The 16788-nt window shown below is 73.7% G+C and carries 10 protein-coding genes and 1 riboswitch; of the genes, 7 read left to right on the top strand and 3 right to left on the bottom strand.

Features of this window, described 5'->3' with window-relative positions; genetic code table 11:
• Positions 1–291: 291 nt before the first annotated feature.
• From ACI79B_RS09825 to uvrB, 3 genes are all read right to left on the bottom strand, one after another.
• Positions 292–1401 (bottom strand): TerC family protein, encoded by a 1110-nt coding sequence (locus tag ACI79B_RS09825; protein ID WP_456928560.1) that lies wholly within the window; start codon positions 1399–1401, stop codon positions 292–294.
• A gap of 243 nt (positions 1402–1644) precedes the next feature.
• Entirely contained in the window at positions 1645–3207 is a 1563-nt protein-coding gene (locus tag ACI79B_RS09820; protein ID WP_456928561.1) for an alpha/beta hydrolase domain-containing protein, read from the bottom strand.
• Between the two features lie 142 nt (positions 3208–3349).
• Positions 3350–5467 carry an excinuclease ABC subunit UvrB gene (gene uvrB / locus ACI79B_RS09815; protein ID WP_456928562.1) on the bottom strand — a complete coding sequence of 706 codons (2118 nt, stop codon included), beginning with the start codon at positions 5465–5467 and terminating at the stop codon, positions 3350–3352.
• Between the two features lie 481 nt (positions 5468–5948).
• On the opposite strand from uvrB, the gene glgX reads away from it, so the two are divergent.
• The 7 genes from glgX (at position 5949) to ACI79B_RS09780 (ending at position 16769) form a co-directional block, all read left to right on the top strand.
• Complete coding sequence (gene glgX, locus ACI79B_RS09810) at positions 5949–8054, top strand: glycogen debranching protein GlgX (protein ID WP_456928563.1); 2106 nt, start codon at positions 5949–5951, stop codon at positions 8052–8054.
• Positions 8051–10423: a malto-oligosyltrehalose synthase gene (gene treY, locus ACI79B_RS09805; protein ID WP_456928564.1), complete on the top strand. Its 2373-nt coding sequence runs from the start codon at positions 8051–8053 to the stop codon at positions 10421–10423. Before glgX ends, treY begins: the two co-directional genes overlap by 4 nt.
• A 247-nt stretch (positions 10424–10670) precedes the next feature.
• Positions 10671–10805, top strand: a riboswitch (cyclic di-AMP (ydaO/yuaA leader).
• 3 nt (positions 10806–10808) lie between these two features.
• Positions 10809–11426: a transglycosylase family protein gene (locus tag ACI79B_RS09800; protein ID WP_457000121.1), complete on the top strand. Its 618-nt coding sequence runs from the start codon at positions 10809–10811 to the stop codon at positions 11424–11426.
• A gap of 110 nt (positions 11427–11536) precedes the next feature.
• Positions 11537–13288 (top strand): malto-oligosyltrehalose trehalohydrolase, encoded by a 1752-nt coding sequence (treZ, locus tag ACI79B_RS09795; protein ID WP_456928566.1) that lies wholly within the window; start codon positions 11537–11539, stop codon positions 13286–13288.
• Positions 13288–14010 carry a dihydrofolate reductase family protein gene (locus ACI79B_RS09790; RefSeq protein WP_456928567.1) on the top strand — a complete coding sequence of 241 codons (723 nt, stop codon included), beginning with the start codon at positions 13288–13290 and terminating at the stop codon, positions 14008–14010. Before treZ ends, ACI79B_RS09790 begins: the two co-directional genes overlap by 1 nt.
• Before the next feature lie 70 nt (positions 14011–14080).
• Positions 14081–15151 (top strand): ATP-dependent DNA ligase, encoded by a 1071-nt coding sequence (locus ACI79B_RS09785; protein ID WP_456928568.1) that lies wholly within the window; start codon positions 14081–14083, stop codon positions 15149–15151.
• 49 nt (positions 15152–15200) lie between these two features.
• The gene (locus ACI79B_RS09780) at positions 15201–16769 is read left to right on the top strand and encodes an alpha/beta hydrolase (RefSeq protein WP_456928569.1); all 1569 of its coding nucleotides are present in this window, start codon (positions 15201–15203) and stop codon (positions 16767–16769) included.
• The last annotated feature ends 19 nt before the right edge of the window (positions 16770–16788 follow it).

Raw genomic sequence — 16788 nt, 5'->3', positions numbered from 1 at the left:
ACCTGGTGGTGATGGGTGGCTCCTGCCAGCGCACCTGGGAGCACTGCATCCCCAAGACCAGCAGGCCCGTCGGGCCACGCGTGAGCGTCCAGTTCCGCCCGGCCGGCGTGGCCTGAGCCGGCGACGGGGGGGGGGGGGTGGGCGCCCCCCCCCCCCCCCCCCACCGCTCCGCGGGGTGCCGGTCGGGCACCCCGCGGAGCGGACGTGTCCTGGATCGTGCCGCACGATCACCGGGAGCAACAGGCACACCGGCGTCGTCGGCCTGCCGTCCTCCCGGTGGTCACCCGCGCGTCACCCCGGGCGGCCGTCGGTGCGCCGCGCCGGCGTCGCGGCGGGGCGCTCCCCCGGCTCGTGCTGCACCGTCGGGACGCCGGTCTCCCCGGCGACCGCCGCGGCCCCCCGCGCGGGCTCGGCGTGCGGCACGGCCTCGCGGGCGTCGCGGCGGCTGCGGGCCAGGCTCGCGACCGTGGTGACCAGCAGGGTGACCACGATGACCGACAGCGACAGCCAGGTCGGGATCTCCGGGATGGCTGTGACGTGCTCGCCGCCGTTGATGAACGGCAGCTCGTTCTCGTGCAGCGCGTGGATCAGCAGCTTGACGCCGATGAAGCCGAGGATGACCGCCAGGCCGTAGTGCAGGTAGACCAGCCGGTCGAGCAGGCCGTCGATGAGGAAGAACAGCTGCCGCAGGCCCAGCAGCGAGAAGGCGTTGGCGGTGAAGACGAGGAAGGTCTCCTCGGTCAGCCCGAAGATCGCCGGGATCGAGTCGACGGCGAAGAGGATGTCGGCGCTGCCGATGGCTACCAGGGCGATGGCCAGCGGGGTGATGTAGCGCTTGCCGTCCAGCCGCGTGGTCATCCGGTCGCCGTGGTAGTCCGGCGTCGTCGGGACGACCCGGCGGACCAGCCGCAGGAAGCCGTTCTCCTCGAACTCCTCGTCCTCGTCCCCGCCGGCCCGCGCCTGGGCGATCGCGGTGTAGATGAGGAACGCGCCGAACAGGTAGAAGACCCAGCTGAAGTTCTCGATCGCCGCGGCGCCGAGGAAGATGAACACCGTCCGCAGGACCAGGGCGAACGCGATGCCGAACAGCAGCACCTTCTGCTGCAGCTCCCGGGGCACCGCGAAGCTGGCCATGATCAGGACGAAGACGAAGAGGTTGTCGACCGACAGGCTCTTCTCGGTGATGTAGCCGGCGAAGTACTCCCCGCCGTACGTCCCGCCGGCGAAGACCCACACGCCGACGCCGAACAGCACCGCGATCGCGACGTACACCGCCGACCAGGTCGCCGCCTCCTTCAACGACGGGGCGTGCGGCGTCCGCACGTGGCCGACGAAGTCGAAGACGATCATGGCCACGATGGCGGCGATCGTGATCGCCCAGACGAAGAAGGGGACGTCCAACGCAGGTACCTCCGGTCCACTGGCAGCAGTCAGCACCAGAGGTCTCTCCCACCGGCCGCGACGGCGGCCGGCCGGTGACGCCGGGGTACGCGTACCCGTGCTGACGACGTCACCGCGGGCGGGATACTCCCCTCCACGGCTCCCCGGGCACGGCGCAGCGCACCCGGCGGAGTCACAGGGCAGAACGGACGAGGGGCGCCCGGGGTTCCCGGGCGCCCCCCTCCCTGCGGGACGGGGGTCAGCTCACCCCTGCGGCGCGGCCAGGTAGGCGGCGCGGGCGCCGGCCAGCAGCCCCGCCCGCTCGGACGCGTCGAGGTACCCGTCGTGGACCTGGGCGTCGACCGCGGCGGCGTACTGCGCCAGGTAGCCGTCGACCGAGCCGTACCGCTGCGCCAGCTCGGCCGCGGTGTACGGCTGCCAGCCGCCCCAGTTGCCGCACACGTCGGTGATCGACGTCGTCCCGACCGGGGCCAGCGCGACCGGGACCGGCCGGCCCAGCGGCACGACGGCGTCGGGGAAGCGCACCCCGCCGACCGGCTGGGCGGTCCCCGGGTCGGTGCGCGGGACCTGCAGCTCGACGCCGGGCAGGTCGTTGAAGGACAGCCGGTCCCCGGCCGGCGCGGGCTGCAGCGCGAAGACCGCCGACGGCGGGAGCAGCCGCCGGTCGCCCTGGCCGGGGTGCCGCACGACCTCGGTCACGTCGGCGAGCAGCGTGCGCAGGTGCGGGTTGTAGGAGATCGGGTTCCGCGGGACGGGCGTGCCGCCGTTGCAGCGCAGCTGGCCGAAGACGACGGCGTCGGGGTAGGCGGCGACGCCGGCGTGCGGGGCCGGCCAGTCGTAGCGGACGACGTCGCGCGGGCGGTCGGCGGCCGCGGTGACGCTCGCCCGGAGTCTGTAGTAGTCGGTGTAGGCCGCGACGTCGACGAACAGCGGGTCGCTCTTCGGCCGGGTGAGCACCTGGTCGTAGGTGAGCGGGACGCCGTCCTCGAGCACGTAGGGCCGCTGCTGCGCGTCGCCGGCGAGCTGGTTGACCGCCAGCCAGTTGCCGGCGCCGGAGACGGCGACCGCGGCGTCGTACACCCCGCGGCCGGTGCGGTCGTCGGCGTTGAAGCCCTCGGCGACGAAGGTGTCGACGAACCACGCGCTCTGGCTGATGCCGGCGAGCACCGAGGCGCGGTAGGCCGGCAGCGCGGTCCCCGACGGCCGCGGCGCGGTGCCCTCGAGCAGCCGGCCGAGGTCGCGCACGATCACCTCGCCGACGCCCTGGGCGGTCGCGGGCACCCCGGGCGAGATGCCGGTCTCCCACTGCACCCGCGCGTAGGACAGGTCCTGACCGGCCAGCCAGCCGTTGCCCAGGCCGTCGGGGTAGACCGAGCCGACCGGGCTGGCGTCCCCGGCCAGCGGGAAGCCCAGCGCGGACAGCAGCACGGCGGGCCGGCCGCGGTTCTCCGCCTCGACCAGGACGACGTCGCTGCCACGCCCGTCGGCGGGGGCGATCAACTCGAACTCGCTGGTGTAGGGCACCAGGCCGCGGGCGTCCCGCGGCAGCCCGGCCAGGCCGGCGACCTGCTCGCGCGGGTCGACGACGCCGGAGACGGTGCCGGTGGTGCGGGTCCACGCCTCCCCGCCGACGGTGATCGGGGCGCTCGTGGCGTCGACGGCGGTGATCGCCGACGCCAGCGGCGCGGGGCGCCCGCCGCCGGGCGCGGCCGTCGCCGGGGCGGTCACGCCCACCGACAGGGCCGCGAGCGCGGCGGCGGCGAGCCCGCGCCGCAGGGCACGGCGCGGGGAACGGGAGACGGTCACGCGGAGGACTCCTTCGTCCGGGACGGGTGCGGTCCCGAACGTAACGTTCCTGCGACGTGTGTCACACGCGGGGTCGAGGCCCCCGGCCCCCTGGCACGGGCCCGCCGCGAGCCTGCGAGCCGTGGGGGCCAGGGGTCCTTCGTCAGGCGTGGGCGGCGTCGAACTGGCGCAGCTCCTTCTTCAGCTCGGCGAGCTCGTCGCGCAGCCGGGCGGCCACCTCGAACTGCAGCTCCCGGGCGGCGGCCAGCATCTGCTCGTTCATCTGCGTGATGAGGTCGGCCAGCTCCGCGCGCGGCAGGCCCTGGACGTCGATGGCGCCGGCCCTGGACCGGCCCTTCGACGACAGCCCCGGCACCGGCGCCTTGCCCCGCGACTGCTGCCGGCCCGACCCGCCGATCAGCTCGGTGGCGGCCTCGGCGTCCTCGGACTCGCGGTAGATGCCGTCGAGGATGTCGACGATCTTCTTGCGGAGCGGCTGCGGGTCGATGCCGTTGGCGGTGTTGTAGGCGATCTGCTTCTCGCGGCGCCGGTTGGTCTCGTCGATCGCCTGCGCCATCGACGGGGTGACCTTGTCGGCGTACATGTGCACCTCGCCGGACACGTTGCGCGCCGCGCGGCCGATGGTCTGGATCAGCGAGGTGGTCGACCGGAGGAAGCCCTCCTTGTCGGCGTCGAGGATCGCCACCAGCGAGACCTCGGGCAGGTCGAGGCCCTCCCGCAGCAGGTTGATGCCGACCAGCACGTCGTACTCGCCCTGCCGCAGCTCGCGCAGCAGCTCCACCCGGCGCAGGGTGTCGACCTCCGAGTGCAGGTAGCGGACCTTGATGCCGAGCTCGAGCAGGTAGTCGGTGAGGTCCTCGGCCATCTTCTTGGTCAGCGTGGTGACCAGGACGCGCTCGTCCTTCTCGGTGCGCTCGCGGATCTCGCCCACCAGGTCGTCGATCTGGCCCTTGGTCGGCTTGACCACGACCTCCGGGTCGACCAGGCCGGTGGGGCGGATGACCTGCTCGACGAACTCGCCGCCGGTGCGGCCGAGCTCGTAGGGGCCCGGGGTGGCCGAGAGGTAGACCGCCTGGCCGATCCGGTCGGTGAACTCCTCCCACTTCAGCGGGCGGTTGTCCATCGCCGAGGGCAGCCGGAAGCCGTGCTCGACCAGCGTGCGCTTGCGGCTCATGTCGCCCTCGTACATGCCGCCGATCTGCGGCACGGTCACGTGCGACTCGTCGATGACGAGCAGGAAGTCGTCGGGGAAGTAGTCGATGAGACAGGCACCCGCGCTGCCCGGCGCCCGCCCGTCGATGTGCCGGCTGTAGTTCTCGATGCCGGAGCAGAAGCCGACCTGGCGGATCATCTCGATGTCGTACGTGGTGCGCATGCGCAGCCGCTGCGCCTCGAGCAGCTTGCCCTGCTTCTCCAGCTCGGCCAGCCGCTCCTCGAGCTCGGCCTCGATGGTGCGGATCGCCCGCTCCATCCGCTCCGGGCCGGCGACGTAGTGGCTGGCCGGGAAGACGAACAGCTCCTGGACCTCGCGCACCACCTCGCCGGTGAGCGGGTGCAGGTAGTACAGCCGCTCCACCTCGTCGCCGAACATCTCGATCCGGACGGCGAGCTCCTCGTACACCGGGAAGACCTCGATCGTGTCGCCGCGCACGCGGAAGGTGCCGCGGGTGAACGCGAGGTCGTTGCGGGTGTACTGCTCGGTGACCAGCGTGCGCAGCAGGTCGTCGCGGTCGCGCTCCTCCCCCACCTGGATCTTCAGCGCCCGGTCGACGTACTCCTCCGGCGTGCCCAGGCCGTAGATGCAGGAGACGGTGGAGACCACGACGACGTCCCGCCGGGTGAGCAGGCTGTTGGTCGCCGAGTGGCGCAGCCGCTCGACCTCCTCGTTGACCGAGGAGTCCTTCTCGATGTAGGTGTCGGTCTGCGGGACGTACGCCTCAGGCTGGTAGTAGTCGTAGTACGACACGAAGTACTCGACGGCGTTGTCCGGCAGCAGCTCGCGGAACTCGTTGGCCAGCTGCGCGGCGAGCGTCTTGTTCGGCGCCATCACCAGGGTGGGCCGCTGGACCTGCTCGATCAGCCACGCCGTGGTGGCCGACTTCCCGGTGCCGGTGGCGCCGAGGAGCACGGTGTCCGTCTCGCCGGAGTTCACCCGCTCCGCGAGGGCCTTGATCGCCGCCGGCTGGTCGCCCGAGGGCTGGAACTCGCTGACGACGCGGAAACGCCCCTGGGTGGGCCGGATGTCGGAGGTCGCGCGCACGGGGACGACGGTACGACCGCCCGGTGACAGGACGCCGCGAGTGACGGGTGGTGATCACGGGACCGACGGGGCGTGTCGCTTGCGGACGCGTCACCCTCGTGCTCGTGCTCGCCCCCCGGACCCGCTAGCGTGCCCTCCTGCAGGCGCGGTGCCGCGCCGGGGACCAGTGCCACCCGGGATGCCCGGACGAGGTCGGACCCCGGCGCCCCGCGCCTCGGTACCTGGTGTGCCCGGCCCCGCGCCGGCGCGCCGGACCCGCACACGACGCCCTCCGCGGCCCCCGCCGCGGAGGGCGTCGTCGTCCCCGGGGCCCGCTGCCGGGCCGCCGCCGTGATGTCCGCCGCGTCAGGTGTGGAGCCGCCCGGATGGGGCTAAGGAGCCCGCGGGCACCCGTGTGCCCCGACCCCCCTCCGACGGCCGCGGCGGGGGGCCACCGCGCCCTGGACCACCGAGGGGCGCCCGCGCAGGAGGAAACACGTCGATGACCCAGGTGTGGCCCGGAACCGCCTACCCGCTGGGTGCCACGTACGACGGCACCGGGACCAACTTCGCCCTGTTCAGCGAGGTCGCCGAGAAGGTCGAGCTGTGCCTGTTCGACGAGCAGGGCAACGAGGAGCGGATCCGGCTCCCGGAGATGGACGGCTACGTCTGGCACGCCTTCCTGCCCGGCATCCAGCCCGGGCAGCGCTACGGCTACCGCGTGCACGGCCCCTACGACCCGGAGAACGGGCAGCGCTGCAACCCCAACAAGCTGCTGCTCGACCCCTACGCCAAGGCGATCGACGGGGCGATCGACTGGGACGAGGCCTGCTTCGGCTACCGGTTCGGCAGCGGCGAGCGCAACGACGACGACTCGGCGCCGCACATGCCGAAGTCCGTCGTCATCAACCCCTACTTCGACTGGGGCGTGGACCGCCCGCCGAGGACGCCCTACAACAAGACGGTCATCTACGAGGCCCACGTCAAGGGCCTGACCATGACCCACCCGCGGATCCCCGAGGAGCTGCGCGGCACCTACGCCGGCATCGCGCACCCGGCGGTCATCGAGCACCTGCAGTCCCTCGGCGTCACCGCGATCGAGCTCATGCCGGTGCACCAGTTCGTGCAGGACGACACGCTGCTGCAGAAGGGCCTGCGCAACTACTGGGGCTACAACACGATCGGCTTCTTCGCCCCGCACAACGAGTACGCCCAGGCCACCGACGGCCAGCAGGTGCAGGAGTTCAAGGGCATGGTCCGGACCCTGCACGAGGCGGGCATCGAGGTCATCCTCGACGTCGTCTACAACCACACCGCCGAGGGCAACCACAACGGCCCGACGCTGTCGTTCAAGGGCATCGACAACCGGGCCTACTACCGGCTGGTCGAGGGCGACGAGCAGTACTACATGGACACCACGGGCACCGGGAACTCGCTCAACGTCCGGCACCCGCAGTCGCTGCAGCTGATCATGGACTCGCTGCGCTACTGGGTCACCGAGATGCACGTCGACGGTTTCCGCTTCGACCTCGCCTCCACGCTGGCCCGCCAGTTCCACGAGGTGGACCGGCTGTCGGCGTTCTTCGACCTGGTGCACCAGGACCCGATCGTCAGCCAGGTGAAGCTCATCGCCGAGCCCTGGGACGTCGGCGACGGCGGCTACCAGGTGGGCAACTTCCCGGCGCTGTGGACCGAGTGGAACGGCAAGTACCGCGACACCGTCCGCGACTTCTGGCGCGGCGAGGACGCCACCATCGGCGAGTTCGCCAGCCGCATCTCCGGCTCGGCCGACCTGTACAAGCACTCCGGGCGCCGGCCGGTGGCGAGCATCAACTTCGTCACCGCGCACGACGGGTTCACCCTCAACGACCTCGTCTCCTACAACGAGAAGCACAACGAGGCCAACGGCGAGGGCAACAACGACGGCGAGAGCCACAACCGCAGCTGGAACTCCGGCGTCGAGGGCGAGACCGACGACCCCGAGGTGCTCGAGCTGCGCGCCCGGCAGCGGCGCAACTTCATCGCCACGCTGATGCTCAGCCAGGGCGTGCCGATGCTGCTGCACGGCGACGAGCTCGGCCGCACGCAGCGGGGCAACAACAACGGCTACTGCCAGGACTCCGAGCTGACCTGGATCGACTGGGAGTCGGTCGACGAGGGGCTGCTGGAGTTCACCAAGCTGGTCACCCGGCTGCGCACCGAGCACCCGACGTTCCGCCGCCGCCGGTTCTTCCACGGCCGGCCGGTGCGCCGGGAGGAGGGCGACCCGGTGCAGGACGTCGCCTGGTTCACCCCCGCCGGTGAGCTGATGAGCGACGAGGACTGGGACGCGGGCTTCGCGAAGTCGCTGGCCATGTACCTCAACGGCCACGGCATCCGGGAGACCGACGAGCGCGGCGAGGACGTCGTCGACGACTGCTTCTACCTGGCGTTCAACGCCCACCACGAGCCGATCGACTTCACCGTGCCGCCGTCGGAGTACGCCGAGGGCTGGACGGTCGTCGTCGACACCGCCGAGATGGGCGAGGTGGAGCCGGTGCAGGTCAAGGCCGGCGACGTCCTCACGGTCGCCGCCCGCGCCACCGTCGTGCTGCAGGCCGCCCCGTGAGCCAGGCCGACGACAGTCGGTCCGACGACGCTGCCGAGCGCCGCCGGGCCACTCCCGCGGCGACGTACCGGCTGCAGGTGACCGCCGAGTTCACCCTCGACGACGCCGCCGCCGTGGCCGGCTACCTCGCCGACCTCGGCGTCACGCACGCCTACTCCTCGCCGCTGCTGCGCTCGGCCGCCGGCAGCACGCACGGCTACGACACCGTCGACCACGCGCACGTCGACGAGTCGCGGGGCGGGCAGGAGGGCTTCGAGCGGTTCGTCGCCGCGCTGCACGAGCACGGGCTGGGCCTGGTGCTCGACCTGGTGCCCAACCACATGGGCGTGGCGGACCCGGCCGAGGCGCCGTGGTGGTGGGACGTGCTGCAGCACGGCCGCGACAGCGCGCACGCGTCCGCGTTCGACGTCGACTGGGACTTCGGCAACGGCCGGATCCGCATCCCGGTGCTGGGCTCGGCCGACGACGTCGCGAAGCTGGAGGTCGTCTCCACCCCCGACGGCACGGGCGAGCTGCGGTACTACGACAACCGCTTCCCGATCGCCCCCGGCACCGGCGAGGGCACCCCGCAGGAGGTGCACGACCGGCAGCACTACGAGCTGGTCGACTGGCGGCGGGCGGACGCCGACCTCAACTACCGGCGGTTCTTCGCCATCAACACCCTCGCCGGGCTGCGGGTGGAGGACCCGGAGGTCTTCCGCGCCACCCACGAGCTGGTGCTCCGGCTGGTCGAGCAGGGCGCCGTCGACGGGCTGCGGATCGACCACCCCGACGGCCTGGCCGACCCAAAGGGCTACCTGGACCGGCTGGCCGAGGCCTCGGGCGGCCGGTGGACGGTGGTCGAGAAGATCCTCGAGCCCGGGGAGGACCTGCCGGAGAGCTGGCGGGCGGCCGGCACCACCGGCTACGACGCGCTGGCCGAGGTCGACGACGTCCTGGTCGACCCGGCCGGCGAGGCGGCGCTCACCGCGCTGGACACCGAGCTGTCCGGCCGGGCGGTCGACTACGGGCAGCTGGTGCACGCCTGCAAGCGCGAGGTCACCGACGGGATCCTCGGCTCCGAGGTCGCCCGCCTGGTGCGGGTGATCGGCGAGCTGCCCGGCGTCGACGTCGAGACGGAGAAGGAGGCGCTGGCGGAGCTGCTGGCCAGCTTCTCCGTCTACCGCACCTACCTGCCCGACGGCCGCGAGCACCTCGACGCCGCCGTGGGCGACGTCCGCGACCGCCGTCCCGACCTGGTCGCCGCGGTGGACGCGCTGCACCCGGTGCTGGCGCAGGCCGGCACCGAGGCGGCCACCCGGTTCGAGCAGACCAGCGGCCCGGTGATGGCCAAGGGCGTCGAGGACAGCGCCTACTACCGCTGGGCCCGGTTCGTGGTGCTCAACGAGGTCGGCGGCGACCCGGCGCGCTTCGGCAGCACCCCGGAGGAGTTCCACGAGGCGCAGGCGCGGCGGCTGGAGCGCAAGCCGGAGTCGATGACGACGCTCACCACGCACGACACCAAGCGCAGCGAGGACACCCGGGCCCGCCTGGCCGTCCTCGCCGAGGTGCCGACCGAGTGGGCGGACCTGGTCCGCGGCTGGCTGTCCCGCCACCCGCTGCCCGACCGGCCGCTGGCGCACCTGGTGTGGCAGAACCTGGTCGGCGCCTGGCCGCTGTCCCGCGAGCGGGCGCACGCCTACGCCGAGAAGGCCGCCCGCGAGGCCGGGCGGTCGACGACGTGGACCGACGTCGACGAGGCGTTCGAGGCGCAGCTGCACGCGATGGTCGACGCCGCCTTCGACGACGAGGCGACGAACCGCGAGATCGAGGCGTTCGTCGCGCGGATCGCCCCGGCCGGCCGGTCCAACGGGCTGGCGCAGAAGCTGCTGCAGCTGACGATGCCCGGCGTCCCGGACGTCTACCAGGGCACCGAGCTGTGGGACCACTCGCTCGTCGACCCCGACAACCGCCGCCCGGTCGACTACGACGAACGGCGCGCGCTGCTGGCCCGGCTCGACGGCGGGGAGGTGCCCGAGGTCGACGAGACCGGCGCGGCCAAGCTGCTCGTCGTCTCGCGGGCGCTGCGGCTGCGGCGGGACGACCCCGGGCTGTTCACCGGCTACACCCCGGTGGCCGCCACCGGGTCCGCCGCGCAGCACGTCGTCGCCTTCGACCGTGGGTCCGGAGAGCAGGGCGGCGCGGTGACCGTGGCGACCCGGCTGCCGGTCGCGCTGGCCGCCGGCGGCTGGGGCGACACCGCGCTGGCGCTGCCGACCGGCGCCTGGCGCGACGTGCTCACCGGCACGCGGGTCGTCTCCGACGCCGGCGGCGCGCCCGTCGGCGAGCTGCTGGCCCGGCTGCCGGTGGCCCTGCTCGTCCGAGAATGAGACGCAGGTCACGGCGGCGCCGGCCGGCGCCACCGTGACCTGCGACTCCCCCCGGCCGCCGGGCGCGGGCCGCCGCGGGGACGCCGGGCGACACGCCGTGACGGGTGGGGCGGGTGTGCCGTCTCGTGATGCGGCCGTTACCTTTGCCCCGCACGCGGGCCAATGACAGCCGCGTGCCGGAGCCGGTCCGCCGAACCCCGTCCGCCGGGCTCCGTTCCTCCTGCACAGCCAGGACGGGGGTGGGGGACCCACTTCGGCGCCTGCACCGCGGTCACGGGGGGACCGGACGCAGCGCCTCGGGGTGAAGCCGCGCTCTGCGCGGCCGGGGCACCGATCGCTCCGAACCCGACAGCTCACCTCGCAGGCGGCGGATCGGAGATCCCGCATGCGCACGTCCACGTCCCTGCTCCGCCGTGCCCTCGTGACGACCGGCGTGGCCGCGGCCGCGATCGGCGTCGCCGCCGGCCCGGCCTCGGCCGCCGCCCCCAACGACTGGGACGCCGTCGCCCAGTGCGAGTCCAGCGGCAACTGGAGCATCAACACCGGCAACGGCTACTACGGCGGCCTGCAGTTCAGCCAGTCCACCTGGGCGGCCTTCGGCGGCACCGAGTACGCCGCCCGCGCCGACCTGGCCACCAAGGCGCAGCAGATCGCCGTCGCCGAGCGCACGCTCGACGTCCAGGGCCCGGGTGCCTGGCCCACCTGCGGCAAGGGCCTGAACCCGGACGCCCCGGAGGCCGGCTCGCCGGCCGCCGCGCCCGCCCCGGCCGCGCCCGCCCCGGCCGAGCCCGCCCCGGCCGAGCCCGCCCCGGCCGCCCGGGCCGGGGAGTCCGCCGCCGGTGCCTCCGGCGGCTCGTACACCGTCCGGTCCGGCGACACGCTGGGCAAGATCGCCCGAGCCCAGGGCGTCAAGGGCGGCTGGAAGGCCCTCTGGTCGGCCAACAGCGGCACGGTCAGCGACCCGAACAATATCTACGTCGGGCAGGAGCTGCAGCTGCCGTGACCTGTGGCGGCGACCGGGGGACCCGCTCCCCCGGCCGCCGCTCGCGGTTGACCGCGCCCGCAGCGGGCAAGAGGGACCGGTCAGCCGCACTACCGCTGGGAGGCCCCCGCATGTCCGCACCCGTCGAGTTCGCCGTCTGGGCGCCCGTGCCCGAGCGCGTGCGCCTGCAGGTCGACGGCACGGTGCACGACATGCGCCGCGACGACGACGGCTGGTGGCGGGCCGAGGCCGAGGCCGGCCCGGAGTCCGACTACGGCTACCTGCTCGGCGACGACGACACCCCGCGTCCCGACCCGCGCTCGCGCCGCCAGCCCGACGGCGTGCACGGGCTGTCCCGTCGGTTCGACCCGTCGGCGTACGCGTGGGGCGACAGCGCCTGGACCGGGCGCCCGCTGGCCGGCGGCGTCGTCTACGAGCTGCACGTCGGCACGTTCACCCCCGAGGGCACCCTCGACTCGGCCATCGACCGGCTGGGCCACCTCGCCGACCTCGGCGTCGACTTCGTCGAGCTGCTGCCCGTCAACGGCTTCGACGGCACGCACAACTGGGGCTACGACGGCGTCCTCTGGTACACGGTGCAGGAGAGCTACGGCGGCCCCGCGGCCTACCAGCGGTTCGTCGACGCCTGCCACCAGCGCGGGATCGGCGTCATCCAGGACGTCGTCTACAACCACCTCGGCCCGTCGGGGAACTACCTGCCGCTGTTCATGCCGATCTTCTCGGAGGGCGGCGCGAACACCTGGGGCGAGTCGGTCAACCTGTCCGGGCCGGACTCCGACGAGGTCCGCCGCTACGTCCTGGACAACGCCCTGATGTGGCTGCGCGACATGCACGTCGACGGGCTGCGGCTGGACGCCGTGCACGCGCTGGTCGACGAGCGCGCCACCCACGTGCTCGAGGAGATGGCGCAGGAGGTCGACCGGCTCTCGGTCGCGGTCGGCCGGCCGCTCACGCTCATCGCCGAGAGCGACCTGAACGACCCCCGGATGGTCACCCCGCGGGTGGCCGGCGGCACCGGCATCCACGCCCAGTGGAGCGACGACTTCCACCACGCGCTGCACGCGACGCTCACCGGCGAGGGGCAGGGCTACTACGGCGACTTCGCCGAGGCCGGTCTCGCCGGGCTGGCCAAGACCCTCACCGGCGCCTTCTTCCACGACGGCACGTGGTCGAGCTTCCGCCGCCGCTCCCACGGCCGGCCGGTGGACACCGCGCGGCTGCCCGGGTGGAAGTTCCTCGGTTACCTGCAGGACCACGACCAGGTCGGCAACCGCGCCATCGGGGACCGCGTCTCGGCGACGCTGTCCCCCGGCCTGCTCGCCGTCGGCGCGACCCTGGTGCTCACCAGCCCGTTCACGCCGATGCTGTTCATGGGCGAGGAGTGGGGCGCCTCGACGCCGTGGCAGTTCTTCACCAGCCACACCGACCCGGACATCGGCCGCGCGACGGCCGAGGGCCGCAAGAACGAGTTCGCCGAGCACGGCTGGGACGCCGACGAGGTGCCCGACCCGCAGGACCCCGAGACCTTCCGCCGCTCGAAGCTGGACTGGTCCGAGCCCGGCCGGGAGCCGCACGCGCGGCTGCTCGAGGTGCACCGGACGCTGCTGGCGCTGCGCCGGCGGCACCCGGACCTGGTCGACCCGGACCTGTCGGCGGTCGAGGTCGGCTGGGACGACGACGCCCGGGTGCTCGTGGTGCACCGCGGCGCGCTGCGGGTGGTGGCCAACCTGTCCGGGGAGCCGCAGCGGGTGGAGCTGGACCGCCCGGCCACCGGGGTGCTGTTCGCGACCGCCGACGAGCCGTCCGTGGACGGCGCGACGGTGACCGTCCCGGCCGAGAGCGCGGCCGTCCTCACCAGCTGATGCGCCGGCTGCTCCCCTCCCCCGACGGGGCGGACCTGACCGACGACGACCTGGCCGAGGCCTACGCGCCGCCGCCCGGGCGCTCGTTGCGCGTGGACTTCGTCGCCTCGCTCGACGGCGCGGTGACCGTGGACGGCGTCAGCGCGGGACTCGGCTCGCCCGGCGACCGCCGGGTGTTCTCGACGCTGCGCGCGCTGGCCGACGTCGTCCTGGTCGGGCACGGGACGGCGGCCGGCGAGGGCTACGGCCCGGTGACGGCGGACTCGCCGGTCGGGCGGCGGCGCGCGGCGCTCGGCCGGGCGCCGGAGCTGCCGGTCGCGGTGGTGTCGCGCCGCGCCTCGCTCGCGCCCGGGGGCCGGCTGGCGCGGCCGCCCACGCTGCTGGTGACCTGCGCCGCGGCGGACGCCGGCCGCCGGGCCGCGCTGGCCGACGCCGGGGTGGAGGTGCTGGTGTGCGGGGACGCCGACGTGGACCTGCCGCTCGCGCTGGACCGGCTCGCCGACCGCGGCTTCGAGCAGGTGCTGTGCGAGGGCGGGCCGTCGCTGCTGTCGGCGGCGCTGGACGCGGGCGTCGTCGACGAGCTGGACCTCACCGTCTCCCCCGCGCTGGTCGGCGGGCAGGCCCGGCTGCTGGACCGGGCGCTGCGCGACGTCGTCCGCCCGCGGCTGGTGCAGGTGCTCGAGGAGGACGGCGTCCTGTTCACCCGCTACGCGGTGGACTGAGTCCCGCCACGCCACCCGTCCGGTCGACGGTGGTCTGCCGGTGCGGGGGTCCGCTGGTTGACTGACCTGCATGGACCTGCCCGTGCTCCCGCCGGTCAAGCCGATGCTGGCCAAGGCCACGACGAAGCTCCCGACGGGGGACGGGCTGTTCTACGAGCCCAAGTGGGACGGCTTCCGCTGCATCGTCTTCCGCGACGGCGACGAGGTGGAGCTCGGCAGCCGCAACGAGCGCCCGCTGACCCGCTACTTCCCCGAGGTCGTGGCCGCGGTCAAGGAGGCCCTGCCGGAGCGCTGCGTCGTCGACGGCGAGATCGTCGTGCCGCAGGGCGACCGGCTGCACTTCGAGTCGCTGCTGCAGCGCATCCACCCGGCGAAGTCGCGGGTGGACCTGCTGGCCGAGCAGACGCCGGCGCACTTCGTCGCCTTCGACCTGCTGGCCCTCGGGGACGAGTCGCTGATGGAGACGCCGTTCGCGCAGCGCCGGCAGCGGCTGCGCGAGGTGCTGGACCGCCGGCACGAGCGGGTGCACGTCACCGCGGTCACCCGGGACGCGGTGATCGCGCAGCGCTGGTTCGACGAGTTCGAGGGCGCGGGCCTCGACGGCGTCGTCGCCAAGGACGCCGAGCTGCCCTACGGCCCCGACCAGCGGCTGATGACCAAGGTCAAGCACGTGCGCACCGCCGACTGCGTGGTCGCCGGGTTCCGCTGGCACAAGAGCGGGCCGGTCGTGGGGTCGCTGCTGCTCGGCCTCTACGACGACGGCGGCCTGCAGCACGTCGGCGTCGCGGCGTCGTTCCCCATGGCGCGGCGGGCCGAGCTGGTCGAGGAGCTGGCGCCCTACCGGGCCCAGGCGCTCGACGGGCACCCGTGGCAGGACTGGGCGAACGCCGAGGTGCAGGAGAACGGCGAGCACCGGATGCCGGGCGCGCAGAGCCGGTGGAACGCGAAGAAGGACCTGTCCTGGGTGCCGCTGCGCCCGGAACTCGTCGTCGAGATCAAGTACGACCAGCTCGAGGGACGGCGGCTGCGGCACACCGGGCAGTTCCTCCGCTGGCGGCCCGACCGGACGCCGGAGAGCTGCACCTACGACCAGCTCGAGGTCCCGGTCCGCTACGACCTGGCCGAGGTGTTCAACGGGTGACCGGCACCTGCGGAATGCCCGGCGCGGCGCGCCTCCTACCGTCGTGAGCATGCGTCTGCGCCGCGGCGTCCTCGCCGCCTCGACAGGGCTGCTCCTGGCGGTCACCGGCTGTAGCTCCTTCTCGGACTCGGGCCCGGACTCGGCGGACTCCTCGTCGTCGGGCGCCTCCTCGACGCCGGCCGAGCCGGAGGCCGCGCCGATCACCTGGACCGACTGCGACGCGCAGATCACCGAGCTCATCGCCGGGACGCCGGGCAGCGAGCGCGACCTCGCCTTCGAGTGCGGCCGCACCGAGGTGCCCATCGACCACGACGACCCCGAGGGCGCGACGCTGCCGCTGTTCCTCGTCCGCGCGAAGCTGGCCGGACAGACCGACCGGATCGGCTCGCTGCTGGTGAACCCGGGCGGGCCCGGCGTCTCGGGGGCCGACCTCGGGTTGAGCCTGGCGCTGTCGCTGCCCGAGGACGTGCTGCGCCGCTTCGACCTGGTCGGCTTCGACCCGCGCGGCGTCGGCCTGTCCACGCCGGTGGAGTGCATCCCCGCCGAGCTCAAGGACCGCATCGTCGCCGCCGAGCCGCGGCCGACCACCCAGCAGCAGATGGACGACGTCCTCGCGCTCACCGACGAGGCCGCCGACGCCTGCGCCGAGGAGTACGGCGACGCTCTCGGCACGTTCAACACCGTCGCCACCGCGCGCGACATGGACCTGCTCCGCGAGTCGCTGGGGGACGAGCAGCTGACCTACCTCGGCTACTCCTACGGCACCACGCTCGGCTCCACCTACGCCGAGCTGTTCCCCGAGAACGTGCGCGCGATGGTGCTCGACGCCGCGGTCGACCCCGACGCCGACCCGCAGGCCGACGCCGAGGCCCAGGCGGCCGGCCTGGAGGCCGGGTTCGACGCGTTCGCCGCCAACTGCGTGGGCCTGGTGTCCGGGTGCCCGATCGGGAGCGACCCGCGGACGTTCGTGCAGGACCTGCTGACCGTGGCCGCGACCACGCCCATCCCGAGCAGCCGGCCCGGGGAGACCCGTACCGGGACGCCGGGGGTGGTCGTGGCCGCCGTGGTCGCAGCGCTCTACGACACCGGCTCGTGGCCACAGCTGTCGCAGGCGCTGGCCGCCGCGCGCAACGGCGACGCCGCGGGCCTGCTCTCCCTCGCCGACGCCTACAACGGCCGGCTCCAGGACGGCACGTTCACCAACCAGCTCGACGCCAACATCGCGGTCAACTGCGCCGACACCCCCGACGACGAGACCTTCTCGGAGGAGGAGGTGCTGCAGCTGGCGCAGGACTGGTCGCAGCGGTACCCGCTGTTCGGTGCCGGCGCCGCCTCCAGCCTCTACACCTGCGGCGTGTGGGACGCCGCGCGCACGCCGCTGCCCGAGCGGGACGCCGAGGGCAGCGCGCCGATCCTCGTCGTCGGCAACTCCGGGGACCCGGTGACGCCGCTGCCCGGCGCCGAGGAGATGGCCGAGGACCTCACCGCCGGCACGCTGCTGGTCTGGCAGGGCCAGGGGCACACCGCGTACCCGAAGTCCGACTGCGTCACCGCGGCGGTCAACGCCTACCTGATCGACCTCACGGCGCCGCAGGACGGGCTGACGTGCCCGGCCTGAGTCGCCCCGGACCGGGGAG

This window comes from Geodermatophilus sp. SYSU D00879, from assembly GCF_054050375.1.
The sequence above is the reverse complement of the archived record's forward strand: the minus strand, read 5'-3'. Positions and strand labels throughout refer to the sequence as shown.

Bases quoted from the DNA above. Each gene is read 5' to 3' on its own strand.
- treZ (WP_456928566.1), top strand. From the start codon at position 11,537: ATGTCCGCACCCGTCGAGTTCGCCGTCTGGGCGCCCGTGCCCGAGCGC.
- ACI79B_RS09790 (WP_456928567.1), top strand. From the start codon at position 13,288: ATGCGCCGGCTGCTCCCCTCCCCCGACGGGGCGGACCTGACCGACGAC.
- ACI79B_RS09785 (WP_456928568.1), top strand. From the start codon at position 14,081: ATGGACCTGCCCGTGCTCCCGCCGGTCAAGCCGATGCTGGCCAAGGCC.
- ACI79B_RS09800 (WP_457000121.1), top strand. From the start codon at position 10,809: ATGCGCACGTCCACGTCCCTGCTCCGCCGTGCCCTCGTGACGACCGGC.
- ACI79B_RS09780 (WP_456928569.1), top strand. From the start codon at position 15,201: ATGCGTCTGCGCCGCGGCGTCCTCGCCGCCTCGACAGGGCTGCTCCTG.
- glgX (WP_456928563.1), top strand. From the start codon at position 5,949: ATGACCCAGGTGTGGCCCGGAACCGCCTACCCGCTGGGTGCCACGTAC.